Source organism: Streptomyces sp. W16 (genome assembly GCF_033194735.1).
GTDB lineage: Bacteria > Actinomycetota > Actinomycetes > Streptomycetales > Streptomycetaceae > Streptomyces.
Window position 1 is genome coordinate 1 of the sequence record NZ_JAWOAI010000092.1, and the last position, 24,191, is coordinate 24,191.

The 24,191-nt window shown below is 70.5% G+C and carries 21 protein-coding genes and 1 riboswitch; of the genes, 11 read left to right on the plus strand and 10 right to left on the minus strand.

The features are described from left to right. A partial coding sequence (locus tag R6V09_RS15025) for a citrate/2-methylcitrate synthase (RefSeq protein WP_317881899.1) occupies positions 1 to 891 on the minus strand: 891 nt, incomplete at its 3' end. A 97-nt stretch (positions 892 to 988) separates the two neighbouring features. Here R6V09_RS15025 and R6V09_RS15030 point away from each other — a divergent pair. Continuing rightward, complete coding sequence (locus tag R6V09_RS15030; protein WP_317881900.1) at positions 989 to 2,149, plus strand: citrate synthase/methylcitrate synthase; 1,161 nt, start codon at positions 989 to 991, stop codon at positions 2,147 to 2,149. An 80-nt stretch (positions 2,150 to 2,229) separates the two neighbouring features. Here R6V09_RS15030 and R6V09_RS15035 read toward each other — a convergent pair whose 3' ends face one another. The 3 genes from R6V09_RS15035 to R6V09_RS15045 form a co-directional block, all read right to left on the minus strand. Next, positions 2,230 to 2,469, minus strand: coding sequence for a hypothetical protein (locus R6V09_RS15035; protein WP_442810056.1), 240 nt, complete (start codon positions 2,467 to 2,469; stop codon positions 2,230 to 2,232). 87 nt (positions 2,470 to 2,556) lie between these two features. Continuing rightward, entirely contained in the window at positions 2,557 to 2,796 is a 240-nt protein-coding gene (locus tag R6V09_RS15040; protein ID WP_200812173.1) for a hypothetical protein, read from the minus strand. Positions 2,797 to 3,062: 266 nt separating this feature from the next. Continuing rightward, positions 3,063 to 3,620, minus strand: coding sequence for a DUF6082 family protein (locus R6V09_RS15045; RefSeq protein WP_317881901.1), 558 nt, complete (start codon positions 3,618 to 3,620; stop codon positions 3,063 to 3,065). A gap of 323 nt (positions 3,621 to 3,943) precedes the next feature. Between R6V09_RS15045 and R6V09_RS15050 the strand changes: the two genes are divergently transcribed. Then, positions 3,944 to 5,065 carry a CobW family GTP-binding protein gene (locus tag R6V09_RS15050; RefSeq protein ID WP_317881902.1) on the plus strand — a complete coding sequence of 374 codons (1,122 nt, stop codon included), beginning with the start codon at positions 3,944 to 3,946 and terminating at the stop codon, positions 5,063 to 5,065. A gap of 15 nt (positions 5,066 to 5,080) precedes the next feature. Here R6V09_RS15050 and R6V09_RS15055 read toward each other — a convergent pair whose 3' ends face one another. Further along, positions 5,081 to 7,537, minus strand: coding sequence for a DNA gyrase/topoisomerase IV subunit A (locus R6V09_RS15055; RefSeq protein WP_317881903.1), 2,457 nt, complete (start codon positions 7,535 to 7,537; stop codon positions 5,081 to 5,083). Between the two features lie 333 nt (positions 7,538 to 7,870). On the opposite strand from R6V09_RS15055, the gene R6V09_RS15060 reads away from it, so the two are divergent. The 4 genes from R6V09_RS15060 (at position 7,871) to R6V09_RS15075 (ending at position 12,642) form a co-directional block, all read left to right on the plus strand. Next, positions 7,871 to 9,235 (plus strand): M16 family metallopeptidase, encoded by a 1,365-nt coding sequence (locus R6V09_RS15060; RefSeq protein ID WP_317881915.1) that lies wholly within the window; start codon positions 7,871 to 7,873, stop codon positions 9,233 to 9,235. Beyond that, entirely contained in the window at positions 9,232 to 10,620 is a 1,389-nt protein-coding gene (locus tag R6V09_RS15065; RefSeq protein ID WP_317881904.1) for a M16 family metallopeptidase, read from the plus strand. Before R6V09_RS15060 ends, R6V09_RS15065 begins: the two co-directional genes overlap by 4 nt. A gap of 202 nt (positions 10,621 to 10,822) precedes the next feature. After that, positions 10,823 to 10,989, plus strand: a riboswitch (cyclic di-AMP (ydaO/yuaA leader). A 13-nt stretch (positions 10,990 to 11,002) separates the two neighbouring features. Then, the gene (locus R6V09_RS15070) at positions 11,003 to 11,758 is read left to right on the plus strand and encodes a M23 family metallopeptidase (protein WP_317881905.1); all 756 of its coding nucleotides are present in this window, start codon (positions 11,003 to 11,005) and stop codon (positions 11,756 to 11,758) included. Between the two features lie 188 nt (positions 11,759 to 11,946). Continuing rightward, positions 11,947 to 12,642 carry a GntR family transcriptional regulator gene (locus R6V09_RS15075; protein ID WP_317881906.1) on the plus strand — a complete coding sequence of 232 codons (696 nt, stop codon included), beginning with the start codon at positions 11,947 to 11,949 and terminating at the stop codon, positions 12,640 to 12,642. Positions 12,643 to 12,803: 161 nt separating this feature from the next. Here the strand turns inward: R6V09_RS15075 and R6V09_RS15080 are convergent, their stop codons facing one another. Continuing rightward, positions 12,804 to 13,085 carry an HPr family phosphocarrier protein gene (locus R6V09_RS15080; protein WP_013000229.1) on the minus strand — a complete coding sequence of 94 codons (282 nt, stop codon included), beginning with the start codon at positions 13,083 to 13,085 and terminating at the stop codon, positions 12,804 to 12,806. 188 nt (positions 13,086 to 13,273) lie between these two features. Between R6V09_RS15080 and R6V09_RS15085 the strand changes: the two genes are divergently transcribed. The 4 genes from R6V09_RS15085 (at position 13,274) to R6V09_RS15100 (ending at position 18,645) form a co-directional block, all read left to right on the plus strand. Beyond that, the gene (locus R6V09_RS15085; RefSeq protein WP_317881907.1) at positions 13,274 to 16,078 is read left to right on the plus strand and encodes a bifunctional acetate--CoA ligase family protein/GNAT family N-acetyltransferase; all 2,805 of its coding nucleotides are present in this window, start codon (positions 13,274 to 13,276) and stop codon (positions 16,076 to 16,078) included. 98 nt (positions 16,079 to 16,176) lie between these two features. Further along, positions 16,177 to 16,764, plus strand: a complete 588-nt coding sequence (locus tag R6V09_RS15090) for a DUF5998 family protein (RefSeq protein WP_019072945.1) — start codon at positions 16,177 to 16,179, stop codon at positions 16,762 to 16,764. Beyond that, the gene (locus tag R6V09_RS15095; protein WP_317881908.1) at positions 16,764 to 17,954 is read left to right on the plus strand and encodes an alkaline phosphatase family protein; all 1,191 of its coding nucleotides are present in this window, start codon (positions 16,764 to 16,766) and stop codon (positions 17,952 to 17,954) included. Before R6V09_RS15090 ends, R6V09_RS15095 begins: the two co-directional genes overlap by 1 nt. Before the next feature lie 43 nt (positions 17,955 to 17,997). Then, a complete protein-coding gene (locus R6V09_RS15100) occupies positions 17,998 to 18,645 on the plus strand; it encodes a thymidine kinase (protein ID WP_317881909.1) in 648 nt (215 codons plus the stop codon). Positions 18,646 to 18,735: 90 nt separating this feature from the next. Here R6V09_RS15100 and R6V09_RS15105 read toward each other — a convergent pair whose 3' ends face one another. Then, entirely contained in the window at positions 18,736 to 19,539 is an 804-nt protein-coding gene (locus tag R6V09_RS15105) for a VOC family protein (protein WP_317881910.1), read from the minus strand. 317 nt (positions 19,540 to 19,856) lie between these two features. Between R6V09_RS15105 and R6V09_RS15110 the strand changes: the two genes are divergently transcribed. Next, entirely contained in the window at positions 19,857 to 20,708 is an 852-nt protein-coding gene (locus tag R6V09_RS15110; protein ID WP_317881911.1) for a sulfurtransferase, read from the plus strand. A 71-nt stretch (positions 20,709 to 20,779) separates the two neighbouring features. Here R6V09_RS15110 and sepH read toward each other — a convergent pair whose 3' ends face one another. The 3 genes from sepH to R6V09_RS15125 all read right to left on the minus strand — a co-directional run. After that, complete coding sequence (gene sepH / locus R6V09_RS15115) at positions 20,780 to 21,805, minus strand: septation protein SepH (RefSeq protein WP_317881912.1); 1,026 nt, start codon at positions 21,803 to 21,805, stop codon at positions 20,780 to 20,782. A 470-nt stretch (positions 21,806 to 22,275) separates the two neighbouring features. Then, a complete protein-coding gene (locus tag R6V09_RS15120; protein WP_317881916.1) occupies positions 22,276 to 23,595 on the minus strand; it encodes a D-arabinono-1,4-lactone oxidase in 1,320 nt (439 codons plus the stop codon). Next, positions 23,555 to 24,191, minus strand: a 637-nt coding sequence (locus R6V09_RS15125; RefSeq protein ID WP_317881913.1) for an MFS transporter, incomplete at its 5' end; no start/stop codon positions are given. The genes R6V09_RS15120 and R6V09_RS15125, both read right to left, overlap by 41 nt.

The following is a 24,191-nucleotide window of genomic DNA, read 5'->3' on the forward strand; positions in this document are numbered from 1 at the left end:
TTCGTCGGCGACCACCGGGGCGGCGCTGCCCTGGTCGAGCACGTCGAGCAGCATCCGGTGCGCCAGGCCGCTGGCCGCGCCGTGCAGAGGGCCTTCCAGGACGCCCAGGCCGGAGGAGACGGCCGCGTAGGCGTGCGCGCGGGCCGAGGCGGCGACCCGCACCGCGAGGGTGGACGCGGCCAGGTCGTGGTCGACGAGCAGGCCGAGTGCCGTGTCCAGGGCGTTCAGTGACGCCTCGTCAGCAGGTTGTCCGCTCAGCCGTGCCCACAGGCGGTGGGCGAGCGGACCTTCGTCGCGATGGGCGCGCCGCACCGGTGGCAGGGCGGCGACGAGAGTGGGGATGAGAGTGCGTGCCGTGCCGAGCACGGCGTCCTCGGACAGGTCGAAACGCAGCGGGTCCGCCGTTGCCGCCGCGATGGCCGCGACCCGCAACCGGTCGGTGGGGCCGGTGTGTTCGGGCAGTGCGTCCACGGCGCGGCGGGCGACGGCGACGCTTGCCCTGGACGCGGTGAACGTGATCCCGGGACGCAACTCCCCGGTCCACAGCCACTCGGCGATCTCCTCGTAGGAGTGGCGCGCGGCCAGCTCGGTCGCGTCGACACCCCTGAAGAAGTACCGGTCCTTCTCGATGAGCGTGATGCGGGTCCGCACGGACAACTCGCCCCCGGAACCCGAACTCCCGCTGCCCTCCCGCCTGTTGCGCCGGGCGAGCGCCTCCACCTCCTTGGCGTCGAAGGTGCTGCCCCGGCCACCGGGCTCGCGCCTGCTGCCCAGCTGCCCGCGACTCACGTATGCGTACACGGTCTCGGGCTTCACGCCGAGCAGCTCGGCGGTCTCCTTGGTGCTCAGCCGTCGCTCGGGGTGACCGGGAGCGGTTTCTTGATCGCGCATGGAGGTCACCGTATCCACTCCTGATTACATTGATTCAATCAATATTGACAGAGATTGAGTCAACCATGGACATTTGAATCAAGTCCAGGGAGGAAACATGTCCATCAACAGGGCCGCAGCCACTCGTATCGAGGTTCCGCGGGGACTCGCGGGCGTCGTCGTCACCGACACCCGAATCGGTGACGTCCGGGGGACCGAGGGCTTCTACCACTACCGCCAGTACTCCGCCGTAGAGCTCGCGCAGACCCGCGGCTTCGAGGACGTCTGGTATCTCCTGGCCCACGGCGAACTGCCGGACGCCCAACAGGGCGCCGCCTTCGCCGCCGAGACCGCGGCACTGCGCCGGCTGCCCGACGAGGTGCGGGCCGCACTGCCCGCCGTGGCGGCGGCGAGCGGGACGTCCGGACCGCTGTCCGGCATGCGTACGGCACTGTCGCTGCTCGGCGCGGCGAAGGGCTTCCGACCGGTGTACGACATCGACGCCGACGCGCGGCGCGCGGACACCCTCGTGGCCTCCGCCGCCGTACCGACGCTGCTGACCGCACTGTACCGGCGGGGCCGGGGACTCGACCCCGTGGAGCCCCGCGAGGATCTGTCGTACGCGGCCAACTACCTCTACATGCTGACGGGTTCGGAGCCGGACAAGCAGCAGGCCAGGGCGATCGAGCAATACTTGATCTCAACCATTGACCACGGATTCAATGCGTCAACCTTCACCGCGCGGGTCATCGCGTCGACGGGGGCGGATGTGGCGGCCTGCCTGGTCGGGGCCGTGGGGGCGCTCTCGGGCCCGTTGCACGGCGGTGCGCCCAGTCGTGCCCTGGACACCCTGGACGCGATCGGCACCCCGGACCGTATCGACCCCTGGATCCGTGAACGCGTCCTCGCCGGCGACCGCATCATGGGCTTCGGTCACGCGATCTACCGCACCGAGGACCCGCGCTCCCGGATGCTGCGTGAGGTCGCCCAGCAGTTCGGCGGACCCCGGGTCGAGTTCGCCGTCGAGGTCGAACGCCAGGTGGAGGCGATCCTCGCCGAACTCAAGCCGGGCCGCGAACTCCACACGAACGTCGAGTTCTACGCGGGGCTGGTGATGGAACTCTGCGGGCTGCCCCGGGAGATGTTCACCCCCACGTTCGCGGCGGCGCGGGTGGTGGGCTGGAGCGCGAACGTCGTGGAACAGGCGGAGGACTCGAAGATCATCCGGCCGGTCGCACGGTATGTGGGGGTGGAGGCGCCGGTCCCGGTGCCGGGGTGACACACAGGGGCGGGTCCGGCGCCACGATCGGTGCCGAACCCGCCCCTGTGCCGGTACGCGCCGGGCGACGGTCCACGACGTCAGTCGCGAGGAATGTCCTTACGGGCGCGGATGAGTGTCTCCCGGCTGATGATCACGATGCGTTCGTAGTCGGCTCTGGAGGCGTCGGCGGGGAGTTCGGCGTCCAGTTCTGCCGTGGCTTCCGTTCCGATGACCGCGTAGTTGCCGTCACTGAGTTCGAAAATATCGGGACAGGTCTGACCGGATGCGCTGCCGCGCACTCCGGGTGAGTCGCCGATCCGCCGTACGATTGCCACCATTGCGGGGCCTTTCAGACTGTGACCTTGAGGTCAATGAACACAGGCTGACTGAATGCTGGGGTGCGCGGGGTGAATCGTCCCCGCCGGCTATGCGTCTGGAATGTCGCCCTTGGCATGAATAAGGGTCTCGCGAGTGACCACGACAATGCGTTCGTATTCGGCTCTGGAGGCGTCGGCGGGGAGCTGGGCGTCGAACTCGGCGGTGACGTCCGTGCCGATGACCGCGAACCTTCCGTCGGACAGCTCGAAGATATCGGGGCAATTGGCACCTGTTGCGCTTCCCCTCGCGCTCGGCGGGGTACCAATCCGACGGATGATCTGGCTCACTGTTCTGGTATTCCCTTTGGTCTAGAGGCTGGTGCGCGCCGGTGCCGCGCGGTGCGATACGGCCCGGTAGGGCCGCGGCCTCGGCACCCGAGCGGCGTGGAGTGCGGTTCGGCGGGGATCGACCCGTTCCGCAGGATGCGCAGTAGTCAACCTTGTTGGCACCTGGGCAAACGCACCGGTTTACGGGTTTGTTATCGCCCAACCGCGTGATGCGCCCTCAAGGGTGGCGCGCGAGGTGGCGGTTCACGCCCGGGCGCCGGGTCGCGCTACTCCGGCGGCGGTTCTCCGACCACCCACCATTCGTCGATGTCCGTTTCCTCCAGTTGGACCAGGAGATCGTCAACCATGCGTCCGAGCTTGGCCTCTTCGGACGCGTCGATCAGTGTTGCCCGGTGGGGGTGGGTAGCACGCCAGTACTCGCGGAAGACGGGATTCTGGAGCATGCTCCGGGCGAAGCCGAAGAACTCCTCCCGGGTCATGTTGCCCATGCGGTAGTAGCAGAGAGCATTGGTGTACAGGGCGTTGGCGAAGAGGAATTGGCGCTGCTTCCTCGGTGGGACGGTCCCGTTGTAGGCGTCCAGCACCTCGGCCAGATCCGGATCGTCCATGGCCTTGCTGAGTAACTCCCAGTGCAGGCGCTGCTGGTGGGCGAAGTTCGTCTGACGCTGTGTCTGGGCGGTCTCCTCCAGGCGCTCGATCCGTGTGCGCAAGGAGTGGAGCGCGGGCCGCTGGGCGGCCAGGGCGACGGCTGCGCCTGCCGCCAGACCGGCGCCCACCGAGGCGACGGCCCTGAGCCTCCGAAGCCGAGCGTTCCGTGTGGCCATGTCAATACCCCCGAATCAGGCGGCCGTCCGCCGGTCGTCGGGTGCGGGTTGACAGAGACGGGGACCGGCGAGCGATGGGCGGCGCTTGCCGTCTCCCAGAGTGCCGAGCGGCTCTGATCGGCAGGGAGGCGGAGAGGAGGCGCACGGAGGGAAGCGAGGGTCGCACGAACCGGCGCCTTCCCCAACGTGTGCCCCGCGAGGGGTGCTAACAATCGTTCACTTCACGGCGATTCCTCCGGCTCGTATCCTGGGGCGGCATTCAACCTCCGTACGTGCACCCGACCGCGATCCGGTGCACGCGTCGGCGTGAAAGAGGTCGCACGTTGAGCCAGCAGAACCCGAGCCCGAGCGAGAGCGGGGCGCCGGTCTCAAGTCCCCCGCAGATCCCCGTCGTCGTACTCGCCGGATTCCTCGGCTCCGGCAAGACGACCCTGCTCAACCACCTCCTGCACCGCAGCGGAGGCAGCCGTATCGGCGCGATCGTCAACGACTTCGGGGCGATCGAGATCGACGCGCTGGCCGTGGCCGGGGCCCTCGGCGACTCGACCGTCTCGCTCGGCAACGGATGCCTGTGCTGTGCCGTCGACGCCAGTGAACTCGACGTCTATCTGGAACGGCTCGCCCACCCCTCCACCGGTATCGACGTCATCGTCATCGAGGCCAGCGGACTCGCCGAACCCCAGGAACTCGTCCGCATGCTGCTTGCCAGCGAACACCCGGGGATCGTCTACGGCGGACTCGTCGAGGTCGTCGACGCCGCCGAGTTCGACGACACCCGCGCCAGGCATCCCGAGATCGACCGGCATCTCGCCCTCGCCGACCTGGTCGTCGTCAACAAGCTGGACCGGGCGCCCGACGCCGAGCGCGTCCTCGGACTCGTCCGCTCCCTCACCGACCGGGCCGCCGTGGTGCCCGCCACCTACGGCCGTATCGACCCGGAGTTCCTCTTCGACTGCAGGCCCGGCGAGGAGCGCGTCGGGCAGCTGACCTTCGACGACCTGCACGAGCACACCGGCGATGGGCACGAACATGCCGGCCACCTGCACACCGCCTACGACAGCCTCTCCTTCGCCTCCGACGTGCCCATGGACCCGCGCGGGCTGATGGGGTTCCTGGACAGCAGGCCCGAGGGGCTCTACCGGATCAAGGGGTACGTCGACTTCGGCGCCCACGATCCCCGCAACCGGTACGCCGTGCACGCCGTAGGACGCTTCCTGCGGTTCTATCCCGAGCCCTGGGCGAGCGGGGACGCCCGGCTCACGCAGCTCGTGCTGATCGGTACCGGTCTCGACCTGGCCGCGCTCGGCAAGGAGTTGGAGGCGTGCGGAGACGGCGACGCCCCACACGCCGACGAGCACGGTATGTGGGGCGTCCTGCGTTACGTACAAGAACCGGACCAGGAACCGGAATCCGAGCCGGAGTTGGACCCGGATCCGGAACCGTAGGCCCGAGGGGGCGGGCTACACCGGGCCCGCCACCACCGACACGGTCTTCGGCAGGGACACGCCCGAGCCGTCGCGGCGCGGGTCCATCTCCGGGAGTTCGGCCGGGGTGCCGTCCCGCTGTGCGGCCTTCGCCGGTACGGCGCCCGCCCAGGCCAGGGACAGACAGTCCTCGCCCTTCAGGAAGCGCTGGCAGCGGACGCCGCCGGTGGCGCGGCCCTTGCGGGGGTACTGGTCGAACGGGGTCAGCTTGGCCGTCGTCTGGACGGAGTCGTCGAGTGTGCCGCGCGAACCCGCGACCGTGAAGACGACCGCGTCCACCGCCGGGTCGACGGCCACGAAGGAGATGACCTTCGCGCCGTCGGTGAGCTTGATGCCCGCCATACCGCCGGCCGGTCGGCCCTGGGGACGCACCTGGGAGGCCTGGTAGCGCAGGAGCTGGGCGTCGTCCGTGATGAACACGAGGTCCTCCTCGCCGGTGCGCAGCTCGATCGCGCCGACGATCCGGTCGCCGTCCTTGAGCGTGATGACCTCCAACTCCTCCTTGTTCGTGGGGTAGTCGGGGACCACGCGCTTGACGACGCCCTGTTCCGTGCCGATGGCCAGACCCGGGGACGACTCGTCGAGGGTGGTCAGGCAGACGACCGTCTCGCCGTCCTCCAGGGAGACGAACTCCGTGACCGCCGCGCCGCCGGAGAGGTTCGGCGCGGACGCCGTCTCCGGGAGCTGCGGGAGGTCGACGACGTTGATGCGCAGCAGCCGGCCGGCCGAGGTGACCGCGCCCAGCTCGCCGCGTGCCGTGGCCGGGACCGCCGAGACGATCACGTCGTGCTTGACGCGCCGGGCCTCGGCGTCCTCCGGGAAGGGCTCGCCGTTCGCCGTACGGGCCAGCAGGCCCGTCGAGGAGAGCAGCACCCGGCACGGGTCGTCGGCGACCTGGAGCGGCACGGTGGCGGCTGGGGCGCCCGCCGACTCCAGCAGGACCGTACGCCGGTCGGTGCCGAACTTCTTCGCCACCGCGGCCAGTTCGGTCGAGACCAGCTTGCGCAGCTCGGTGTCCGAGTCCAGGATCCGGGTCAGCTCGGCGATCTCCGCGGTGAGGCGCTCCATCTCCGACTCCAGCTCGATCCGGTCGAACCGGGTGAGCCGGCGCAGCGGCGTGTCCAGGATGTACTGCGTCTGGATGTCGCTCAGCGAGAAGCGCTCCATCAGACTCTGCTTCGCCTGCGCGGAGTTGTCGCTGGAGCGGATGATCCGGATGACCTCGTCGATGTCGACGAGCGCGGTGAGCAGGCCCTCCACCAGGTGGAGGCGGTCGCGCCGCTTGGTGCGGCGGAACTCGCTGCGCCGCCGTACGACCTCGAAGCGGTGGTCGAGATAGACCTCCAGGAGTTCCTTGAGGCCCAGCGTGAGGGGCTGACCGTCCACCAGGGCGACGTTGTTGATGCCGAAGGACTCCTCCATCGGCGTCAGCTTGAAGAGCTGCTCCAGGACCGCTTCCGGGACGAAGCCGTTCTTGATCTCGATGACCAGGCGCAGGCCGTGCGCGCGGTCGGTGAGGTCCTTGACGTCGGCGATGCCCTGCAGCTTCTTCGCGCCGACCAGGTCCTTGATCTTGGCGATCACCTTCTCCGGGCCCACGGAGAAGGGCAGTTCGGTGACGACCAGACCCTTGCGGCGTGGTGTGACATCGTCCACCGCCACCGTGGCACGGATCTTGAAGGTGCCGCGGCCCGTCTCGTAGGCGTCCCGGATGCCGGTCAGACCGACGATCCGGCCGCCCGTGGGCAGGTCGGGGCCGGGGACGTGCCGCATCAGGGTGTCGAGGTCCGCGTTCGGATAGCGGATCAGATGGCGGGCCGCCGCGATGACTTCGCCCAGGTTGTGCGGCGGCATGTTGGTGGCCATGCCGACGGCGATGCCCGACGAGCCGTTCACCAGCAGGTTCGGGAAGGCGGCGGGCAGGGCCACCGGCTCCCGCTCCTGGCCGTCGTAGTTCGGGGCGAAGTCGACCGTGTCCTCGTCGATCGACTCGGTCATCAGGTTCGCGGCCTCGGACGGCCGGCACTCGGTGTACCGCATGGCGGCGGGCGGGTCGTCGTTGCCCAGCGAGCCGAAGTTGCCGTGGCCGTCGGCCAGGGGGACGCGCATGGAGAAGGGCTGGGCCATACGCACCAGGGCGTCGTAGATCGACGCGTCGCCGTGCGGGTGCAGCTTGCCCATGACCTCGCCGACGACACGCGCGCACTTCACAAAGCCGCGGTCGGGGCGCAGGCCCATCTCGTCCATCTGGTAGACGATCCGTCGGTGGACCGGCTTCAGGCCGTCCCGGGCGTCCGGCAGGGCCCGGGAGTAGATGACCGAGTACGCGTACTCAAGGTAGGAGCCCTGCATCTCGTCGACGACGTCGATGTCGAGGATCCGCTCCTCGAACGAGTCGTCGGGCGGCGGGGTCTTCGTGCTGCGGCGGGCCATCGCTGCCGGCTCCTCTTTTCTGGTCGCTCGCCTGGGGGTCGCTCCCCTTCGGCTCACTCTTGCTGAAGCGTGAACGGGGTCTTGACGTGAACCATTGTGGACCGCGGCACTGACAACGCGGACCAGGACCCGGCGTTGGCCGCTCGGCTCCGTCACCGAAGGCTGCCGCGTGGGTCCACGTGTGCGACAGCCCGCAGGCTACGCGATCTCGCTCTCGGCGTACGTCCGCCGGGAACTTCGCCGACGGTCCGCACGCTTGCATACAGTGGCGGGACGAGCAGGATTTCTGCGGTTCCAGCCAGAGAATCCGCGATCGAAGGGACGTACATGCCCATGGGTCACACGGCCACCGCCGAGGCAGGGTCCGGCGGTCTGACAGCGACCGAACACCGCTTGGCCAACGGTCTGCGCGTGGTCCTCTCCGAGGACCACCTGACCCCGGTCGCGGCGGTGTGCCTCTGGTACGACGTCGGTTCCCGCCACGAGGTCAAGGGGCGTACCGGCCTGGCTCACCTCTTCGAGCACCTGATGTTCCAGGGCTCCGGACAGGTGAAGGGCAACGGACACTTCGAACTCGTGCAGGGCGCGGGCGGTTCGCTCAACGGCACCACCAGTTTCGAGCGCACCAACTACTTCGAGACCATGCCCACCCACCAGTTGGAGCTCGCCCTCTGGCTGGAGGCCGACCGCATGGGCTCCCTGCTCGCCGCCCTCGACGAGGAGTCGATGGAGAACCAGCGGGACGTCGTCAAGAACGAACGCCGCCAGCGCTACGACAACGTGCCCTACGGGACGGCGTTCGAGAAGCTGACCGCCCTCGCCTACCCGGAGGGCCACCCCTACCACCACACGCCCATCGGCTCGATGGCGGACCTGGACGCGGCCACCCTGGAGGACGCGCGCGCGTTCTTCCGCACCTACTACGCGCCCAACAACGCCGTCCTGTCCGTGGTCGGCGACATCGACCCCGAGCAGACGCTCGCCTGGATCGAGAAGTACTTCGGGTCCATCGCGTCGCACGACGGCAAGCCGACGCCTCGTGACGGCGCGCTGCCCGACTCGATGGGCGGGGAGCTGCGCGAGGTCGTCGTCGAGGAGGTCCCGGCCCGCGCCCTGATGTGTGCCTACCGGCTCCCGGAGGACGGCACGCGCGCGTCCGACGCGGCCGACCTCGCCCTCACCATCCTCGGCGGCGGCGAGTCCTCGCTCCTCTACAACCGCCTCGTACGGCGCGACCGTACGGCCGTGGCCGCCGGCTTCGGTCTGCTGCGGCTGGCCGGAGCACCCTCCCTGGGGTGGCTGGACGTCAAGACGTCCGGGGACGTCGAGGTGCCCGTCATCGAGGCCGCCATCGACGACGAGCTCGCCCGGTTCGCCGCGGAGGGCCCCACTGCCGAGGAAATGGAGCGCGCCCAGGCCCAGTTGGAGCGCGAGTGGCTGGACCGGCTCGGCACGGTTGCGGGCCGCGCCGACGAACTGTGCCGCTACGCCGTCCTGTTCGGTGACCCGCAGCTCGCCCTGACCGCAGTAAAGCGCGTCCTGGACGTGACGGCGGAGGAGGTCCAGGAGGTCGCCAAGGCCCGCCTGCGCCCCGACAACCGCGCGGTGCTCGTCTACGAGCCGATCGCGGACGAGGACGACGAGAACGACGAAGCAGCGGCCGAGGCCGGCGACGAGAACGAGGAGGCGGCCAAGTGACCGAGCTCGCCACGATGGAATTCCACCCGCAGCCCCAGGCCGGCGAGGCCAGGCCGTGGGCCTTCCCGGCACCCGAGCGCGGGACGCTCGGCAACGGCCTGACCGTCCTGCGCTGCCACCGCCCCGGCCAGCAGGTCGTCGCCGTCGAGGTGCTCCTGGACGCGCCCCTGGACGCAGAACCGGCCGGCCTGGACGGCGTCGCCACGATCACCGCGCGCGCCTTCTCCGAGGGCACCGACAAGCACTCCGCCGAGGAGTTCGCCGCCGAGCTGGAGCGCTCCGGCGCCACCCTCGACGCGCACGCCGACCACCCCGGACTGCGCCTGAGCCTGGAGGTCCCGGCCTCGCGCCTGGCCAAGGGCCTCGGCCTGCTGTCGGACGCCCTCAGGGCACCCGCCTTCGCGGACAGCGAGGTCGAGCGGCTGGTCCGCAACCGCCTCGACGAGATCCCGCACGAGACGGCCAACCCGTCCCGCCGCGCGGCCAAGGAGCTCTCCAAGGAGCTGTTCCCGGTGACCTCGCGCATGTCGCGCCCGCGCCAGGGCACCGAGGAGACCGTCGAGAAGATCGACTCCGGGGCCGTACGCGCCTTCTACGACCGGCACGTTCGCCCCTCGACGGCCACCGTCGTGGTCGTCGGCGACCTCACCGGCATCGACCTGGACGCGCTCCTCGCCGACACCCTGGGCTCGTGGACGGGCTCGACCGCGCAGCCGCGTCCCGTGCCGCCGGTGACCGCCGACGACACCGGGCGGGTCGTGATCGTGCACCGGCCCGGCGCCGTCCAGACGCAGCTGCTCATCGGCCGTGTCGGAGCCGACCGGCACGACCGGGTGTGGCCGGCCCAGGTGCTCGGCACGTACTGCCTGGGCGGCACCCTCACCTCCCGCCTGGACCGCGTCCTGCGGGAGGAGAAGGGCTACACCTACGGTGTGCGGGCCTTCGGCCAGGTGCTGCGTTCGGCACCCGACGGCACCGGCGCCGCGATGCTCGCCATCAGCGGCTCCGTGGACACCCCGAACACCGGTCCCGCCCTGGACGACCTGTGGACGGTGCTCCGCAAGCTCGCCGAGGGCGGCCTCACCGACGCCGAGCGCGACATCGCTGTACAGAACCTCGTCGGGGTGGCGCCGCTCAAGTACGAGACCGCGGCGGCCGTGGCGAGCACGCTGGCCGACCAGGTCGAGCAGCACCTGCCCGACGACTACCAGGCGACGCTGTATCAGCAGCTCGCCGCGACCGGCACCGTGGAGGCCACCGCGGCGGTCGTGAACGCCTTCCCGGTGGACCGTCTGGTGACGATCCTCGTCGGCGACGCGGAGCAGATCAGGGAGCCCGTGGAGGCTCTCGGCATCGGCGAAGTGACCGTCGTACCGGCGGAGTAGACGCAATAGCGGCACACGCGCGTGGGGAGGCCCTGGTGATGGAAGCGTCACCAGGGCTCCCTATTGTCCGAATTGGGGGAGAGGTTGCCTGTCTGCCCTGTGGCGTGTGCAACAAAAACCGTGATCCGTTTGGGGATTGAAAGTGGCCCCCCTTAGCGTCGGTCCGGCTGTCCGTCAGGCACCGCGCCGCACTCGCGGCACCGGACAGTCATCGCCGAGTCCCCGTACGGCGCGAGCCAGGGGAGCCGGGGACCCACATCAAGAGTCCCTGGGGTGAATCGGACGCCCGCGCGTGTAGCGAGGGGGTCCGTAGGAGACCTTCCTGCTCCGAACCCGTCAGCTAACCCGGTAGGCGAGAAGGAAGGAAAGGACCAGCCACTTCATGGCGTTCACCCGCGCCACCGGGAAGCACCGTCGCCCGAGCCGGACCCACCGCACCACCGTGCGCGCCGCGAGCGTCGCCGCGCTCGCCACCACCGGAGTCGTCGGCACCCTGGCAAGCGCCCCCGCGTTCGCCGCCGAGCCCGCCCCCGAACAGACCGGCCTTACGCCTGTCGTCGCCATCGGCGACTCCGTGGCCGAGAAGATCGACGCCCAGGCCGTCGCGCAGCAGCAGGCCGCCGCCGAGACGCTGGCCGAGGAGACCGCCCGCGCCAAGGCCGCCGCGCAGGCCCAGGCGGCCCGTGTGGCCGAGGCGCGCGCCGCCCGCGAGGCCGAGCGCAAGAGGCTCAACACCTTCGTCGCGCCGGTCGCCGACTCCTATGTGTCCACCGGCTACAAGACCGGTGGCTCCCTGTGGTCCTCCGGCGCCCACACGGGCATCGACTTCCACGCCTCGACCGGCACCAGCGTCCACGCGGTGGGCTCCGGCACCGTCGTCGAGGCCGGCTGGGGCGGCTCGTACGGCAACCAGGTCGTGATCAAGATGGCCGACGGCATGTACACCATGTACGGCCACCTGTCGTCCATCGGCGTCTCCGTCGGCCAGCGCGTCACCCCGGGCCAGCAGATCGGCCTCTCCGGGGCGACCGGCAACGTCACCGGACCGCACCTCCACTTCGAGGCCCGTACGACCGCCGAGTACGGCTCGGACGTCGACCCCGTCGCCTACCTCCGCAAGCACGGTGTGAACGTCTGACGACGCACCGCCGCACTTCCCGAAGCCCTGGCCCGCCCGGCCGGGGCTTTCGGCGTTTCCGGAGCCCTCCTGTCCAAAAAATATCCATGGATTCCGGTCCGCCATCGGAAATTCCCGCTGATTGCAATAGAGTCACGGAACACACGTCAATCGTCGACGTTTCACGGGGATTAAGGCGGAGGTCGGACATGCGTATTCCGGCGCACTCGGTATGCACGGCGATCCGGGACGACATCGTCGCCGGTGTCTACGAGCGCGGCGGCCGGCTCACGGAGGAACTCCTCGCGCGCCGGTACGGCGTCTCGCGCGTCCCCGTGCGGGAGGCCCTGCGCACGCTGGAGGCGGAGGGGTTCGTGGTGACCCGGCGGCACGCGGGCGCGTGCGTCGCGGAACCGACCGAGCAGGAGGCCGCCGACCTGCTGGAGATGCGGATGCTGCTGGAGCCGCTCGGCGCCTCGCGGGCCGCCCAGCGGCGCACCGAGGCCCACCTCAAGGTGCTGCGCGGCCTCGTCAGGCTGGGCCAGGAGCGCGCCAGGAGGGGCAACAGCGAGGATCTGCGCTCCCTGGGCAGCTGGTTCCACGAGACGCTGGCCCAGGCCTCCGGGAGCCAGTCGCTGACCTCGATGCTGACCCAGCTGCGGCACAAGATCGCCTGGATGTACGCGGTGGAGGCACCGGCCAACCCTGTGGAGTCCTGGGCCGAGCACGGGGCCATCGTGGACGCCGTGGCCCGCGGTGACAGCGAGCGTGCGCGGGCGATCACAGCCCTGCACACCGAGCGCGCGAGCACCGCGCACCGGCTGCGCTTTCCCGGCGGGGCGAACGGCACGGAGCGTGTGAGGACTTCGCAACCTCCCGTAAACATGTCGGGTCTCCGGCATTAACACGGGCGCCGTATACAAAGAGGAGATAATTCGCGGGGGATTATTTCTGCTGCCCGTAAGTGGAAATGCGAAGGGCTCGCCCGGTAATTCGGACGAGCCCTTCGCGGTTGCGGTACATCGCTTTTGCGGCGAAAGCACCGTCACCATCAATTGCGGGTTGCTCAGACGGTCTCGGGGAGTTCCTCAAGACCTTCCGCGACCAGCTTCGCCAGCCGGTCGAGGGCGGCGTCCGCGCCCTCGGCGTCGGACGCGAGGACGATCTCCTCGCCGCCCTGGGCGCCCAGGCCCAGGACCGCGAGCATGGAGGCCGCGTTGACGGGGTTGCCGTCGGCCTTGGCGATCGTCACGGGGATACCCGAGGCCGTGGTGGCCCGGACGAAGATGGAGGCGGGGCGGGCGTGAAGGCCCTCCGCCCAGCCGACGTTGACGCGGCGCTCAGCCATGTGATGCTGCCCTTCAGAGTCTCAGGGTTGTCTAGACCAGTTTCCCACACGTGAAGCGAGCCCGGACCGGCCCCGTGGACCGTCCGGAGCGGGCGGTCGGACCGCGGCCTCGGCCCGACTTCCCCTCGCTGCTTTCACCCACAGACTGCCTCGCGCCGTTGTCGGACGCGAGCCGTACGCTGGGGCCCATGCAGACCTCGTCGGACCGGCACGAGTACCCCGCGCACTGGGAAGCCGACGTCGTGCTGCGCGACGGGGGTACCGCGCGCGTCAGGCCCATCACCGTCGACGACGCCGATCGCCTGGTCAGCTTCTACGAGCAGGTCTCCGACGAGTCGAAGTACTACCGCTTCTTCGCGCCGTACCCTCGCCTGTCCGCCAAGGATGTCCACCGCTTCACGCACCACGACTTTGTGGACCGGGTGGGACTCGCGGCCACCGTCGGCGGCGAGTTCATCGCCACCGTACGCTATGACCGGATTAGTGCCGACGGGCGTGCCGCCTCCGCCCCCGCCGACGAGGCCGAGGTCGCCTTCCTGGTGCAGGACGCGCACCAGGGCAGGGGTGTCGCCTCCGCCCTCCTCGAACACATCGCGGCCGTCGCCCGTGAGCGCGGCATCCGCCGTTTCGCCGCCGAGGTGCTGCCCGCCAACAACAAGATGATCAAGGTGTTCACGGACGCCGGCTACACACAGAAGCGCAGCTTCGAGGACGGCGTCGTACGCCTGGAGTTTGACCTCGAACCCACCGACAGGTCCCTCGCCGTGCAGCGCGCGCGGGAGCAGCGCGCCGAAGCGCGGTCCGTACGACGGCTGTTGGGGCCCGGCTCGGTCGCCGTCGTCGGCGTCGGCCGTACCCCCGGAGGAGTGGGCCGCAGCGTTCTCGACAACATCAGGGACGCCGGGTTCACCGGCGGCCTGTACGCCGTGAACAAGGCCTTCCCGGAGGGGCGGAAGGAACTCGACGGAGTGCCGGCGTACCGCTCGGTGCGCGACATCGAAGGCCCCGTCGACCTCGCGGTCGTCGCCGTCCCGGTCGAACACGTCCCCCAAGTAGTCACCGAGTGCGGCGAACACGGGGTGCAGGGGCTCGTCGTGGTCACCGCCGGTTACGCCGAGAGCGGCCCCGAGGGACGCGAGCGCCAGCGCGAACTCGTCCGCCACGCGCGCACATACGGGATGCGGATCATCGGGCCGAACGCCTTCGGGGTCATCAACACCGCCGCCGACGTACGGCTGAACGCGTCCCTCGCCCCCGAGATGCCGCGCCCCGGACGCATCGGACTGTTCGCCCAGTCCGGCGCCATCGGCATCGCCCTGCTCTCCCGGCTGCACCGGCGCGGCGGCGGCGTCACCGGTGTCACGGGAGTCTCCACGTTCGTGTCGTCCGGCAACCGCGCGGACGTGTCCGGCAACGACGTCCTCCAGTACTGGTACGACGATCCCGACACCGACGTCGCCCTCATGTACCTGGAGTCCATCGGCAACCCCCGCAAGTTCACCCGCCTCGCCCGGCGCACCGCGGCGGCGAAGCCGCTGGTCGTGGTCCAGGGCGCGGGATCCGCCCCCCAGGGGCACGCCGTACGCGCGACGCGCCTGCCGCACGCGACGGTGTCCGCGCTGCTGGGGCAGGCCGGGGTGATCCGCGTCGAGACGATCACCGAACTGGTCGACACGGGGCTGCTGTTGGCGCGCCAGCCGTTGCCCGGCGGGGCTCGGGTGGCGATCGTGGGGAACTCCGAGTCGCTCGGGCTGCTGACGTATGACGCGTGCCTCTCCGAGGGGCTGCGGCCGACGCCGCCGGTGGATCTGACGACGGCGGCGACGGCGGCGGACTTCCACCGGGCGCTGTCGGGGGCGCTGGCCGACGACTCCTGCGATGCGGTGGTCGTGACCGCGATACCCGCTGTCGGGGAGGGGCCCGAGGAGGATGCGGCGCTGGCGGAGGCGCTGCGGTCGGCGGCCGAGGAGGTTCCCGGGAAACCCGTGCTGGTGGTGCATGTGGAGCTCGGGGGACTCGCGGCGGCGCTGTCGGCAGCGACGAGTACGGCACCGCAGGCCGTTTCGAAGCGGGGGGACACCCCTCGCCCCGCGGAACGACCGTCCACCGCAATGCGAACCCCCGAAGGCGGCGGCCTCATCCCCGCCTACCCCGCCGCCGAACGCGCGGTCCGCGCCCTCGCCGAAGCCGTGAAGTACGCGCAGTGGCGGCGCGAGGCCGTCGACCCCGGCCGGGTGCCCGAGTACGAGGACATCGACGAGAAGGGGGCCGCCGGGCTGATCGGCGGGCTCCTCGCGCGCGGGCAGGGCCTCACGCTCGGCGTCGAAGAGACCTGCGAACTGCTCGGCATGTACGGCGTCGACGTCCACCGCGCGCTGCCCGCGCCCACCCCCGATGCCGCCGCCGAGGCCGCCCGCACCCTCGGCTACCCGGTCGCCCTCAAGGCCACCGCCCCGCACCTGCGACACCGCGCCGACCTGGGCGGCGTACGCCTGGATCTCGCGGACGAGGACCAACTGCGGCGGGCGTACGCCGAGTTGGGCGAGCTGTTCGGCAAGCCGGAGGAGCTGCGGCCGGTCGTGCAGCGGATGGCGCCGCGCGGAGTCGACACCGTCGTGCGGGCCGTCATCGATCCGGCGGCGGGGGCCGTGCTGTCGTTCGGGCTCGCCGGAGCCGCCTCGCAGCTGCTCGGGGACATCGCGCACCGGCTGGTTCCGGTCACGGACCGGGAGGCCGGTTCGCTGATCCGGTCGATCCGGACGGCACCCCTCCTGTTCGGCTGGCGCGGTTCGACGCCCGCCGACACGCCTGCCCTGGAGGAGCTGCTGCTGCGGGTGTCGCGGCTGGTCGACGACCATCCCGAGGTGGTCGCGGTGACCCTGGAGCCGGTCGTCGTCGCCGCGCACGGTCTGAGCGTGCTCGGCGCCTCGGTCCGCCTGGCCCCACCACCGGTCCGCGACGACCTCGGCCCGAGGACGCTTCCCGTGTACTGACGGACGCTTCCCGTGCTGATCCCGTGTACTGAGACGGCTGTGACAAGACCGTGCTCGGCGGTGCCTCGCAGTCAGTGCGCCACCGTAGGATGGACGTCATGGCCAAGACCAGTACGACGACCCAGGGGCTGCGTGCGGCGATCGAGCGCAGCGGCTACTACCCGGCCCTCGTGGCCGAGGCGGTGGAGGCCGCCGTGGGCGGCGAGCCGATCCGGTCGTTCCTGGTCCACCAGGAGACCACGTTCGACCAGAACGAGGTGCGCCGGCATGTGACCGTGCTGGTCCTCACCGGAAACCGCTTCATCGTCAGCCACACCGACGAGCAGGCCGCCGACAGCACCTCCCCGACGCCGTACGCCACGACGTCCACGGAGTCCGTGAAGATCGGCCGGATCTCGTCGGTGGTGCTCAGCCGCGTGGTCGCCAACCCGGAGTCGTACAAGCCGGGCACACCACCCCGCGAGGTCGTGCTGACCATCGGTTGGGGTGCCGTCTCCCGGATCGACCTGGAGCCGGCCGCCTGCGGCGACCCCAACTGCGAGGCCGACCACGGCTACACGGGCAACTCGACGGCGGACGACCTGAGCCTGCGCGTCAGCGAGGCCGGGGACGGCCCGGAGACGGTGCAGCAGACCCTCGCCTTCGCGCAGTCGCTCTCCGAGGCGACAGCGGACGTTCCCCGCTGATGGCGCAGCCTGCAACCTGGGACCACCCCGAGCCCCTCGCCGTAGCCTCCGCACCTGTCCCCGAGTACGGTTCCGGCTCTCTCGCCGACCTGCTGCCCACCCTGGCCGCCGGCATGGGCGTACCCGGCATGATCGCGGCGATCCCGGAACTGACCGCGGCCGACCGTAACTGCGTCTTCCTGGTCGACGGTCTCGGCTGGGAGCAGATCAAGGACCACGCCGACGAGGCGCCCTATCTGCACGCGCTCCTCGGCAGCTCGCGCGGCGGCACGGGACGCCCGCTCACCGCCGGCTACCCGGCGACCACCGCGACCTCCCTCGCCTCCGTCGGCACCGGCCTGCCGCCCGGCGCCCACGGCCTGCCCGGCTACACCGTGCGCAACCCGGACACCGGCGCGCTGATGAACCAGCTGCGCTGGCAGCCGTGGACCAAGCCGAAGCCCTGGCAGCCGTACCCCACGATCTTCCAACTGGCCCAGGACGCGGGCGTGCACGCCGCCCAGGTGTCGTCCCCCACCTTCCAGAACACCCCGCTGACGAAGGTCGCGCTCAGTGGCGGAACGTTCCTCGGGCGACTGACCGGCGAGGAGCGCATGGACCTCGCGGCCGAGCAACTGGCCGCCGGGGACCGCTCCTTGGTGTACACGTACTACGCCGAACTCGACGGTGCGGGGCATCGCTACGGCGTCGCCTCCGACACCTGGCGCGGCCAGCTCATGTACGTCGACCGGCTCGTCCAGCGCCTCGCCGAGCAACTGCCGCCGCGCAGCGCGCTGTACGTCACCGCCGACCACGGCATGATCGACGTGCCCTTTGACGAGGAACACCGCATCGACTTCGACGCGGACTGGGAACTGCGCGCCGGAGTCGCCCTGCTCGGCGGCGAGGGCCGCGCACGCCATGTCTACGCGGTACGGGGCGCCGAGAACGACGTACTGACCTGCTGGCGCGAGGTGCTGGGCGAACAGTTCTGGGTGGCGTCGCGGGACGAGGCGATCGCGGCGGGCTGGTTCGGGCCGACGGTCGACGAGCGGGTCCACGACCGTCTCGGCGACGTGATCGTGGCGGCCAGGGACGACGTCCTGGTCATCGCGTCCGAGCGGGAACCGAAGGAGTCGGCGATGGTCGGCAACCACGGTTCCATGACCCCTGCCGAACAGCTCGTCCCCCTGCTCGAAGTACGCTCCTGAAGCCCCACCGTCCTCCTCTTCGCCGAAAGGTGCTCAACTCCCCATGCCCGAGCTGGTGTTCTTCTCCGGAACGATGGACTGCGGGAAGTCGACCCTGGCGCTCCAGATCGAGCACAACCGCTCGGCGCGCGGCCTGGCAGGGGTGATCTTCACGCGGGACGACCGCGCGGGCGAGGGGAAGCTCTCCTCCCGCCTCGGCCTGGTCACCGACGCGGTGGAGGTCGAGGACGAGCAGGACCTGTACGCGTATCTCGTCGACCACCTCTCCCAGGGCGGTCGCGCGGACTACGTCATCGCCGACGAGGCACAGTTCCTGGCGCCCGTGCAGATCGACCAACTCGCGCGCGTGGTCGACGACCTGGGCCTCGACGTCTACGCCTTCGGTATCACGACCGACTTCCGCTCCAAGCTCTTCCCCGGCTCCCAGCGCCTGGTGGAACTCGCCGACCGCGTGGAGGTCCTCCAGGTCGAGGCCCTGTGCTGGTGCGGCGCCCGCGCCACCCACAACGCCCGCACCATAGGCGGCGAGATGGTCGTCGAGGGTGCCCAGGTGGTGGTCGGCGACGTCAACCAGGCGGTGGCCATCGGCTACGAGGTCCTGTGCCGCCGCCATCACCGACGCCGGATGACGTCGGCCACGGCACGTGCGGCGGCCCTGTCACCGGACGTGCTGCCGATGACGTCGGCCTAGGGTTCACGACTCCGGGTCGCCCTCCCCAGGTGTGCGGAGCGGCTGATGACCTCATGATCCGCCCGCACGACCCGGAAGCGCCCCGAAGGACTACCGCGGCCCCTGGATCACCGAGAACATCGCGCCCTCGGGGTCGGCGACCGTGGCCACGCGGCCGTGGGGGCTGTCGTGAGGCGGTTCGAGGGTGTGGCCGCCCAGGTCCGTGACGCGGCGCAGGGCCTCGTCCGTGTCGGCGACCTCGAAGTACGTCATCCAGTGCGGGCCCCGGTCACGGGGGAGGGCGGTGCCGACGCCGTGGATGCCGGCGACCGGGGCGCCGTCCAGGTGCAGGGTGACGTAGTCGAGGTCGGCGGACTCGACCGGCACCTCCTCGTAGCCGAACACCGCCTCGTAGAACTTGGCGACGCTCTCGGTCTCGAAGGTCAGCAGCTCGTTCCAGGCGGGTGTGCCCGGGACGCCCGTGATGGACGTACCGAGGTGTTCCGCGACCTGCCAGATGCCGAACACCGCCCCCGACGGGTCGGAGCCGATGGCCAGCCGGCCGGCCTCGGCCGCGTCCAGGGGGCCCACCCCGACCGTGCCGCCGCACATCCGTACCGTCTCGGCCGTCTGGTCCACGTCGTCCGAGGCGAGATACGGCGTCCAGGCGATGGGCAGATGCCGGTCCGGCGGCAGCTGGCCGATGCCGGCCACCTCCTGACCGTCGAGCAGGGCCCGCGCGTAGGGGCCGAGCTGATGGGGACCGGGTTGGAATTCCCAACCGAACAGCTCTCCGTAGAACTCCTGAGTCGTGGTCATGCCGTGCACCATCAGACTCACCCAGCAGGGTGTGCCCTGCGTACGCCGAGTGTGCGTGTCGCCGTTCAGGCCGGCCGACCCCCGTGCCTCGGTCATCGTCACCTTCTCCTCGGCCCCTCGCGGTGGCCGTTTCTTCCGCATTGCGGATCCGCGTGCCGCAGCCGCGTCACGCCCCGAGCCGATGCTCGCACCCCCTGCGGCGCGGCGCGCCCCGGCCGCGCCGTCGACGGGCGGCTCACGTACGGAGGATGCCCGGTCTGTGGCCCCTCGTCCGTTTCCGGCTGATTGCCGTGGGGTGTCCATCGGTTGTACACCATGTGCTCGATCCCGTACGCCTCGTGATCGAGACTGTCCGGCGGGCAGAGTAGTCGGACCTGGACGTGTCGGCCACCCCTTGCGCGAGGATGGTGGCCATGAACGCCATCATCTCCGCATCCGAACTGGCGAGCGATCTGGCCGGGACGAACCCGCCGGTCCTCCTCGACATCCGCTGGCAGCTCAGCGTCGCGAAGGCCGCAGGTGAACCGCCCTTCGACGGACGTGCCGAGTACGCCGCCGGGCACATCCCGGGCGCTGTCTACGTAGACCTCGACCAGGAACTCGCCTCGACTCCCGGCGCCCGCGGCCGGCACCCCCTTCCCGACATCGCGCGCTTCGGCGCCGCGATGCGCCGGGCGGGCGTATCGGCCGACCGCGCGGTCGTCGTGTACGACGGCGGTCAGGGCTGGGCGGCGGCCCGCGCATGGTGGCTGCTGCAATGGGCGGGTCACCCGGACGTGCGGGTCCTCGACGGCGGCCTTCCCTCTTGGGAGGGTCCTTCGGAGACGGATACACCGACGCCGGCCGAGGGCGACTTCACGCCGGAGCCGGGTGCCGTGCAACTCCTGGACGCGGACGGCGCCGCCGCGCTGGCCCGCGGCGGGGTCCTGTTCGACGCCCGCGCGGGGGAGCGTTACCGGGGAGAGGTGGAGCCGATCGACCGGGTCGGCGGCCACATCCCGGGTGCCGTGTCCGCGCCGACCAACGAGAACGTGGGCACCGACGGCCGCTTCCTCCCGGCGGAGGAACTGGCCACCCGCTTCAAGTCCCTGGGCGCCACGGAGGGCACGGGCGTCGGCGTGTACTGCGGCTCGGGCGTCTCGGGCGCCCATGAGGTGCTGGCACTGGCGGTGGCCGGGATTCCGGCCGCGCTCTACGTCGGCTCCTGGTCGGAGTGGTCCTCGGACCCGGAGCGCCCGGTCGCCGTGGGCCCCGATCCCCAGTAGCACCTGTACGAGGACGAGGGCCCGCTGCCGAAACGGCGTGGGCCCTCGTCCTCGTACGAGCAACTGCCGTACTACTCCTGCTTCTTCCTTCGCGTCCCGAAGACGATCTCGTCCCAGCTCGGGACCGCCGCTCTGCGGCCCGGACGGACGCCGTCCGCCTCGGCCTGACGGTCGGTGGAGCCGATGAGCCGGTCGCGGTGGGCGCCGACGGAACGGGGCATGAGCACATCCGCGTAGGCCGAACCGGCCGAGGCCGCGGGTGCCGGGGGCTCCTCCGCCTCCGGCTCCTCGACGGGCTCCTCCGGGGGCTCCGAGGGGCGCTCGGGGACCACCATGTCGCCACGGAAGCTCGGTACCGCCTCCAGGAGGCTGGTCAGCGAGTCGCGCTCGCTCTCCTCGACCGGCTCGGGCGACGGCAGCGCGGGACGCTCCGGGCGCTCCAGGGCACGGTCCAGCGGGCGGTCGCGGGGCAGCCGGGCGATCCGCGGGACGAACGGGAAGCTGGGCTCGGGGGTGGCGGAGAGGTCGTCGGACTCACCGATCAGCGAGCGCGCCTCGTCGTCGACGGCCGCGACGAGCCGCCGGGGCGGGTCGTACGTCCAGCTCGCCGAGTGCGGTTCGCCCGCGACCCGGTAGACCAGCAGGACCTCCCAGGTGCCGTCGTCGCGGCGCCAGGAGTCCCACTGAACGGTGTCCTTCTCGGCACCGCGCAGCGTCAGCCGTTCCTGGACGGCCTCGCCGAGCTGGGGTCCGGCGTTCTCACCGGGGCGGCGGACAGGGGTCTTCCGGGCCCGCTCGGCCATGAAGGCACGCTCGGCGAGCACGGGACCCTCGAAGCGGCGCACCCGGTCGACGGGGATGCCGGCGAGTTGCGCGACTTCCTCCGCGGAGGCGCCGGCACGTATACGTGCCTGGATGTCTCGGGGGCGGAGATGGCTCTCCACCTCGATCTCGATCTGGCCGAGGCGGGGACGGTCGCCGCGTACGGCGGCGCGCAGACGCTCATCAATCGGAAGCGTGTACTCCGTGCTGTCCGCAGCCTTCAGCACCAGCCGTGTGCCGTCGTTAGAGACGGCCACGACACGCAGTTCGGGCATGGGGACCTCCCGGGTGGTGCCTGCCGACGTCACGTGCGTCGCTGCTTCCGCTAGTCGAGTGTGGCCTGCCCGGGTGCAGCCTGCCACAACCTTGCCGAGTTGCCCGGCGTGTCGGGCACGGGCCCGGACTCGCCGTTATGGCACGGTTACCTATTCGCAACGCTAAGTGACAAACTACGTCACCCTGTGCAACTGGCCCCTTCTGGGCGGTCCAAAAGGCCGCGGACGCCCTGGCAGGAGACCGCACCCAGGGCTCGCAACAGTACTCCATTTGGACCACGTGCGTGGATTGGCACGCCGCCCAACTTCTTGTGGGGGGCGGGACTTGGCGGTTCGGAGCGGGGTTCGGGCGATCTTGAAAGTGGCGTACTTCACGCAATAGCCTGAAACGGAACTATCCGAGCGTCCCGCACGTCGCGGGGAACCGGGTCGGGCCGATTCCCCGTCCGACTCGCGGGACGGCTCGTCGGCTACTGACCCAGCACCCTCCGCAAGTAGTCGTTCTGGAACCGCCGGTCAGGATCCAGCCGGTCCCGCAGCGCCGTGAACTCGCCGAAGCGCGGATAGACCCCGGCGAAGTACTCGGCGTCCCGGGTGTTCACCTTGCCCCAGTGCGGCCGGCCCTCGTGCGCGGTGAAGATGCGCTCGGCTTCGGTGAAGTACGCCTGGTAGGGCGTGCCCCGGAACATGTGCACGGCGATGTAGGCACTGTCCCGGCCGGAGGCGGTGGACAGAGTGATGTCGTCCGCCGGGGCGGTGCGGACCTCGACCGGGTAGCTGATCCTGAACTTCGAACGGTCGACCATCGCTTTGAGTTCTCGCAGCGTGTCCACCAGAGCGGCGCGCGGGACGGCGTACTCCATCTCGACGAACCGCACCCGGCGGGTGGAGGTGAAGACCTTGTAGGGGATGTCCGTGTACGTCCGCGATGACCAGGCCCGGGTGGAGATCTGAGCGATGGTCGGGATGGTCGCGGGTGCCGCGCGGCCGACCATGTTGGCCACCTGCCAGAGGCCGTTGGCCACGAACTCGTCGTCGAACCAGCCCGCCAGCGGCTTCACAGGCTGCTCCGGGCCCGCGCTGCGGTTGTTGCGCTTGGTGTTGGTGGACGCCGTGTGCGGGAACCAGTAGAACTCGAAGTGTTCGTTCTCGGTCCAGAGTTCGTCGAAGCGGCTGGTGACCTCGTCGAAGGGCATCGGCTCCTCGCGGGCCGTGAGCAGGAAGACGGGCTCCACGGCGAAGGTGATCGCGGTGACGACGCCCAGGGCGCCGAGGCCGATGCGGGCCGCCGCGAAGACGTCCGGATTCTCCTTCTCGGAGCAGGTCAGCACCGAACCGTCCGCCAGGACCAGCTCAAGTCCCCTGATCTGGGCCGCGATCGAGGCCGACTCGCGGCCGCTGCCGTGGGTCCCGGTGCTGGTCGCGCCCGACACCGTCTGCTCCATGATGTCGCCCATGTTCGTGAGCGACAGACCCTCGCGCGCGAGAGCCATGTTGAGTCTCTTGAGCGGGGTGCCCGCCTCGACCGTGACCGTCAATGCATCGCGATCAATGTTGCGGATGCCGGTCAAGAGTTGAGGGCGGATCAACACACCGTCCGTGGCGGCGATCGACGTGAAGGAGTGCCCACTGCCGACGGCCTTCACCGTCAGACCGTCCTCACCGGCCCGGCGGACGGCCGCGGCCAGTTCCTCGACGGAGGCGGGCATGACCTCCCGTGCGGGCCGGGACGCGACCGTCCCGCCCCAGTTACGCCACGTGCCGTTCCTCGCGCTCGCTGTGGTGCCCAACAACGGTGCCTCCCCGACCCGGTGCCGGTCTGCTGAGCCGGCGGTACCCGAGGAAACCGACCGCGACCGCGACGGCTCCGGCGACCACCGGAACCCCGTACCCGGCCCGCGCGCCGGCTGCGTCGATCACCCAGCCGGCGACGGAGGAGCCGAGCGCGACCCCGACCGCCAGGCCGGTGCTCACCCAGGTCATGCCTTCGGTGAGCTTCGCGCGAGGTACGTGCTCTTCTATGAGGGACATCGTCGTGATCATCGTGGGTGCGATGGACAGTCCCGCAAGGAACAGCGCCACGGCCAGAAGCGGCAAGTTTCCGACCAGTAGGAGGGGGATCATACTCACGGCCATCGTGCATATGCCCAGCAGCCACCGACGTTCGGGCGCTCCCCGGAAGCGCAGCAGCCCGAACACGACTCCGGCCGCACAGGACCCCGCCGCGTACAGGGCGAGCACCACACTGGCGCCACCCTTGTGACCCCGCTCGTCGGCGAACGCGACGGTGACCACGTCGACCGCCCCGAAGATCGCCCCGGTCGCCACGAAGGTGGCCACCAGCACCTGGAGACCGGCCGCCCGCAGCGCCGAGCCGCCGCCCTCG

What these genes read in the sequence shown, in the direction of transcription:
- R6V09_RS15030 (WP_317881900.1), top strand. Translation starts at nt 989, where the DNA reads ATGTCCATCAACAGGGCCGCAGCCACTCGTATCGAGGTTCCGCGGGGA.
- R6V09_RS15035 (WP_442810056.1), bottom strand. Translation starts at nt 2,469, where the DNA reads ATGGTGGCAATCGTACGGCGGATCGGCGACTCACCCGGAGTGCGCGGC.
- R6V09_RS15045 (WP_317881901.1), bottom strand. Translation starts at nt 3,620, where the DNA reads ATGGCCACACGGAACGCTCGGCTTCGGAGGCTCAGGGCCGTCGCCTCG.
- R6V09_RS15055 (WP_317881903.1), bottom strand. Translation starts at nt 7,537, where the DNA reads ATGGCCCGCCGCAGCACGAAGACCCCGCCGCCCGACGACTCGTTCGAG.
- R6V09_RS15060 (WP_317881915.1), top strand. Translation starts at nt 7,871, where the DNA reads ATGGGTCACACGGCCACCGCCGAGGCAGGGTCCGGCGGTCTGACAGCG.
- R6V09_RS15070 (WP_317881905.1), top strand. Translation starts at nt 11,003, where the DNA reads ATGGCGTTCACCCGCGCCACCGGGAAGCACCGTCGCCCGAGCCGGACC.
- R6V09_RS15075 (WP_317881906.1), top strand. Translation starts at nt 11,947, where the DNA reads ATGCGTATTCCGGCGCACTCGGTATGCACGGCGATCCGGGACGACATC.
- R6V09_RS15080 (WP_013000229.1), bottom strand. Translation starts at nt 13,085, where the DNA reads ATGGCTGAGCGCCGCGTCAACGTCGGCTGGGCGGAGGGCCTTCACGCC.
- R6V09_RS15085 (WP_317881907.1), top strand. Translation starts at nt 13,274, where the DNA reads ATGCAGACCTCGTCGGACCGGCACGAGTACCCCGCGCACTGGGAAGCC.
- R6V09_RS15090 (WP_019072945.1), top strand. Translation starts at nt 16,177, where the DNA reads ATGGCCAAGACCAGTACGACGACCCAGGGGCTGCGTGCGGCGATCGAG.
- R6V09_RS15095 (WP_317881908.1), top strand. Translation starts at nt 16,764, where the DNA reads ATGGCGCAGCCTGCAACCTGGGACCACCCCGAGCCCCTCGCCGTAGCC.
- R6V09_RS15100 (WP_317881909.1), top strand. Translation starts at nt 17,998, where the DNA reads ATGCCCGAGCTGGTGTTCTTCTCCGGAACGATGGACTGCGGGAAGTCG.
- R6V09_RS15105 (WP_317881910.1), bottom strand. Translation starts at nt 19,539, where the DNA reads ATGACCGAGGCACGGGGGTCGGCCGGCCTGAACGGCGACACGCACACT.
- R6V09_RS15110 (WP_317881911.1), top strand. Translation starts at nt 19,857, where the DNA reads ATGAACGCCATCATCTCCGCATCCGAACTGGCGAGCGATCTGGCCGGG.
- sepH (WP_317881912.1), bottom strand. Translation starts at nt 21,805, where the DNA reads ATGCCCGAACTGCGTGTCGTGGCCGTCTCTAACGACGGCACACGGCTG.